This window comes from Bradyrhizobium sp. (assembly GCF_049798375.1).
In the GTDB taxonomy this organism is placed as follows: domain Bacteria; phylum Pseudomonadota; class Alphaproteobacteria; order Rhizobiales; family Xanthobacteraceae; genus Bradyrhizobium.
Genome location: NZ_JBARGP010000763.1, coordinates 1 through 4,371 on the forward strand (window position 1 = coordinate 1; position 4,371 = coordinate 4,371).

The 4,371-nt window shown below is 64.8% G+C and carries 4 protein-coding genes; all 4 read right to left on the reverse strand.

Going from position 1 to position 4,371, the window contains the following annotated elements; translation table 11 throughout:
• Positions 1–1,013: AMP-binding protein (locus WA702_RS29295; RefSeq protein WP_425114025.1), on the reverse strand; the 1,013-nt coding region annotated here is incomplete at its 3' end.
• Between the two features lie 2 nt (positions 1,014–1,015).
• Positions 1,016–1,903 (reverse strand): 3-hydroxyisobutyrate dehydrogenase, encoded by an 888-nt coding sequence (gene mmsB, locus WA702_RS29300; RefSeq protein WP_425114026.1) that lies wholly within the window; start codon positions 1,901–1,903, stop codon positions 1,016–1,018.
• A 27-nt stretch (positions 1,904–1,930) separates the two neighbouring features.
• Complete coding sequence (locus tag WA702_RS29305; RefSeq protein ID WP_425114028.1) at positions 1,931–3,004, reverse strand: enoyl-CoA hydratase/isomerase family protein; 1,074 nt, start codon at positions 3,002–3,004, stop codon at positions 1,931–1,933.
• A gap of 5 nt (positions 3,005–3,009) precedes the next feature.
• A complete protein-coding gene (locus WA702_RS29310; protein WP_425114027.1) occupies positions 3,010–4,155 on the reverse strand; it encodes an isobutyryl-CoA dehydrogenase in 1,146 nt (381 codons plus the stop codon).
• Positions 4,156–4,371 lie beyond the last annotated feature (216 nt).

Sequence of the window (4,371 nt, forward strand, 5' to 3'; positions counted from 1 at the left end):
GTCAGGCCCCAGGCGCTACGGACCTGGTCGATCACTTCGGGATTGAGCGGCTCGCCGGCGCCGCAGACCTCGCGCAAGCTGACCTTGAAGTCAGACAAGCGCTCTTGGATGAACAGCCGCCAGACGGTCGGCGGCGCGCACAGCGTGGTGACGCCGCAACGGCCGATGATCGCGAGCAGCCCCTTGGCGTCGAAGCGCGGCTGGTTGGCCACGAACACGGTGGCGCCGGCATTCCACGGCGCGAAGAAGCAGCTCCAGGCATGCTTGGCCCAGCCAGGCGAGGAGATGTTGAGATGGACATCGCCGGGCTGCAGGCCGAGCCAGTACATGGTCGAGAGATGCCCGACCGGATAGCTGCGCTGGCTGTGCCGCACCAGCTTGGGCTTGGCCGTCGTACCCGAGGTGAAATAGAGCAGCATCGGATCGTCGGCCTTGGTCGGGCCGTCGGGCGTAAACTCTTCCGATGCGCTCGCGGACTGATCGAACGGCAGCCAGCCATCTGTGGCCGTACCGACCACGATCCGCGTCAGACCATCAGCGCCGAGGCTGGCAAATTTTGCGATCTGGTCCTGCGCCGCGATGACAGCCTTGGCGCGGCCGCGATCGAGCCGGTCGCGCAATTCCTCCGCCGTCAAAAGCGTGGTCGCGGGGATCACGACGACGCCGAGCTTGATCGCTGCCAGCATGGTCTCCCACAGCGGCACCACATTGCCGAGCAGCAGCAACAGATGATCGCCGCGCTTCAGGCCCTGCGCGCGCAGGAAGTTCGCGACCTGATTGGAACGGCGCGACAGCGTCGCGAACGAGAGCTTGGTCTCGCGGTTCTGCGCGGCATCGACGATCCATAGCGCGGGCCGATCGCGGCTATCAGGATTGCTCGCCAGTTCGGCATCGAACCAATCCAGCGCCCAATTAAACGGGACCGGCTCCGGCCAGCGGAAGCCCTTGACGGCGGACTCGTAGTCCGAGCGATGGTTCAGCAGAAAGGTCCGCGCCTCCTGGAATGTCGTCATTGCTACTCCCCCGCGAGCTTGCGGACATGCTCGATGATGCCCGAAAAATCCACCCCGCCATTCCCGGCCGTGTCGAACGACTTGTAGATCTCTTGCGCATGCCGGCCGAGCGGCGTCGCGGCACCCGCCGCCTTCGCCGCGTCCTGCGACAGCGTCAGATCCTTCAGCATCAAGGCGGTGGCGAAGCCGGGCTTGTAGCCGTTGTTCGCCGGCGAGGCCGGTACCGGTCCCGGCACCGGGCAATAGGATGTCAGCGACCAGCACTGGCCCGACGAGGTCGAAGCGACATCGAACAACGCCTGATGCGACAGGCCGAGCTTCTCGCCGAGCGCAAAGGCCTCTCCGACTGCGATCATGGAAATGCCGAGGATCATGTTGTTGCAGATCTTGGCAGCTTGGCCAGCGCCGGCGCCGCCGCAATGCACGATCTTCTTGCCCATCTTTTCCAGCACCGGCTTGGCGGTCGCGAATGCGCCCTCCTCGCCGCCGCACATGAAGGTCAGCGTCGCGGCCTTGGCGCCGGCGGTGCCGCCGGACACCGGCGCATCCACAGAGGCAATGCCGTGCTTGGCAGCCAGCGCATGCGCGGCCCGCGCGCTCTCGACGTCGATGGTGGATGAATCGATGATCAGCGCTCCCTCAGCCATCACCGGCACGACCTCGTTCCAGACCGCGAGCACATGCTTGCCGGCCGGCAACATCGTCACCACGATCTCGGCACCCTTTACGGCTGCCGTGGCGCTGTCAGCGATATCAGCCCCGTCGCTTTTGGCCTGCGCGCGCGACGTCTCGGCCAGATCGAACGCGACCACCTTGTGGCCGGCCTTGACCAGATTGGCGGCCATCGGCCCGCCCATATTGCCGAGGCCGATGAATGCGATCGTTGCCATGTTGTTGTTCTCCCCTCGGACGTCCTGTTATTTACTTGGCGGGAATGTCAGCTCGTCCGCGCCGATCTCGGCAAGATATGGCGCCAGCATCGCCGGTGTCACGTCATCGATGTCGGGTGGCGACCATTTCGGGCTGCGGTCCTTGTCGATGATCGCGGCGCGCACGCCCTCGCGAAAATCATCGCTGCGGAACACTTCCAGCGCGGCGCGATATTCCCGGACCAGGCATTGTTCGAGCGAGGTGGCGCCCCGCGCCAGCCGCAGCAGCGTGAGCGTCACTACCATGCCGCGCGGCGATTTCTCGTTCAGCGCCTTCAAGGTCGCGGCTGCCTGCTCCGAGCCGTCTTGCTTCAGCGCGGCGATGATGTCGTGCATGTTGTCATGGGCGAACCAGGCGTCGATCTTGTCCTGCTGTGCCGCGACCGGACCCGCGGTCTCGCCGGTGGCAAAGCCGTCGATCAGCCGCGCGACCTCGCTCGACGGCGTGCCGGGGCGGACCTTGGTCAGCGCCTCGCGCAGGTCAGGCCACTTTGCCGTCGACACCACGGCATCGGCGAAGCGCGCGTGGACCGCGTCGGGACCGTTCATGGTCACGCCAGTCAGGCCAAGGTAAGCACCGAGTTCGCCGGGCGAGCGCGACAACAGCCAGGTGCCACCGACATCAGGGAAGAAGCCGAGCCCCACTTCAGGCATTGCGAGCTTGGTGCGTTCGGTGACGATGCGGTGCCGGCCATGCGCGGAGAGACCGACGCCGCCGCCCATCACCAGGCCATCCATGTAGGCGACATAAGGTTTCGGGAACGCGGCGATGCGCGCGTTCATGATGTATTCCTGGCGCCAGAACACCTTGCCGAGGTCGCCGCCTTCCTTCGAGCTCTCATAGAGCCCGCGGATGTCGCCGCCGGCGCAAAGGCCGCGCTCGCCGGCGCCTTCCAGCAGCACCACCGTCACCTCAGGATCGGCCTCGAACCGGCCGAGCGCCGCGTCGATGCCAAGCGACATCTCCAGGGTCATGGCGTTGATCGCCCTGGGTCGATTGAGCCTGATGATGCCGGCCGCGCCCTCGCGGCGGACGATTAAATCGCCCTCGGCCGCAGCCATCTCGGTCATCGCGCGTCCTCGATCAGCTTGCGCGACACGATCAGCCGCATGATCTCATTGGTGCCCTCGAGGATCTGGTGCACGCGCAAATCGCGCACGATCTTCTCGATGCCGTATTCGCTCAAATAGCCATAGCCGCCATGCAGCTGCAGCGCCTGGTTGGCAACTTCGAAGCCGACATCGGTGCCGAACCGCTTGGCCATGGCGCACAGCATCGTGGCGTCAGGCTCCTTGCGGTCGAGCGCGGCAGCTGCGCGCCAGACGAAGGTGCGCGCCGCTTCCAGTTCGATCGCCATGTCGGCGAGGCGGAATTGCAGCGCCTGGAATTCGTCGAGCCGCTTGCCGAACGCTTTCCGCTCTTTGGTATAGGCCAGCGACTTGTCGAGCGCCGCCTGAGCGCCGCCGAGCGAACAGGCGGTGATGTTGAGGCGGCCACCGTCGAGCCCGGCCATCGCGATTTTGAAGCCGATGCCCTCCTCGCCCAGGCGATTGGCGACCGGCACGCGCGCATTCTCGAAGATCACCGCGCGGGTCGGCTGCGCATTCCAACCCATCTTGCGTTCATTGGCGCCGAACGAGACGCCCGGCGTGTTGGCAGGGATCACCAATGTGGAAATGCCGCCCGCGCCCTCGCCGCCGGTGCGCACCATCGCGACCAAAAGGCCCGTGGCCCCTGCGCCCGAAATGAACTGTTTCTGCCCGTTCAGCACATAATGGTCACCGTCACGTACCGCGCGGGTGCGCAGCGCCGCCGCATCGGAGCCGGCGCCGGGTTCGGTCAGGCAGTAGCTCGCGATCAGCTCCATGGTGCAGAGCTTCGGCAGGTACATCTGCCGCTGCGCCTCGGTACCAAACGTGTCGATCATCCACGCGGCCATGTTGTGGATGGAAATGAAGGCTGAGACGGTCGGGCAACCCGTCGCCAGCGCCTCGAAGATCAGCGCGGCGTCGAGACGACTGAGGCCCGAACCACCGACATCGTCGCGGATGTAGATGCCGCCCATTCCGAGCGCAGCGGCCTCGCGCATCACGTCGATAGGAAAGTGCTTCTCCTCGTCCCACCGCAGCGCATGCGGCGCGATCTTCTCCGCGGCAAAAGAGCGCGCCATGTCACGCAGCGCGATCTGGTCGTCGTTGAGTGCGAATTGCATGCGGTCCGCGTGTATTCCTGCCCCGTATCACGGGCCTCGGCTTTCTTCGTCATTGCGAGCGAAGCGAAGCAATCCAGGGGCACAAAGCAAGTCTGGATTGCTTCGTCGGGGCTGTCAGGAAATAGACAGAAACGAGAACAAGTTTCGTAACAGATCGAGTCTGAAACCGAATCGAAGCAAGAACCTTGTTCACGTTTTTGTCTAAAAACTTACAGC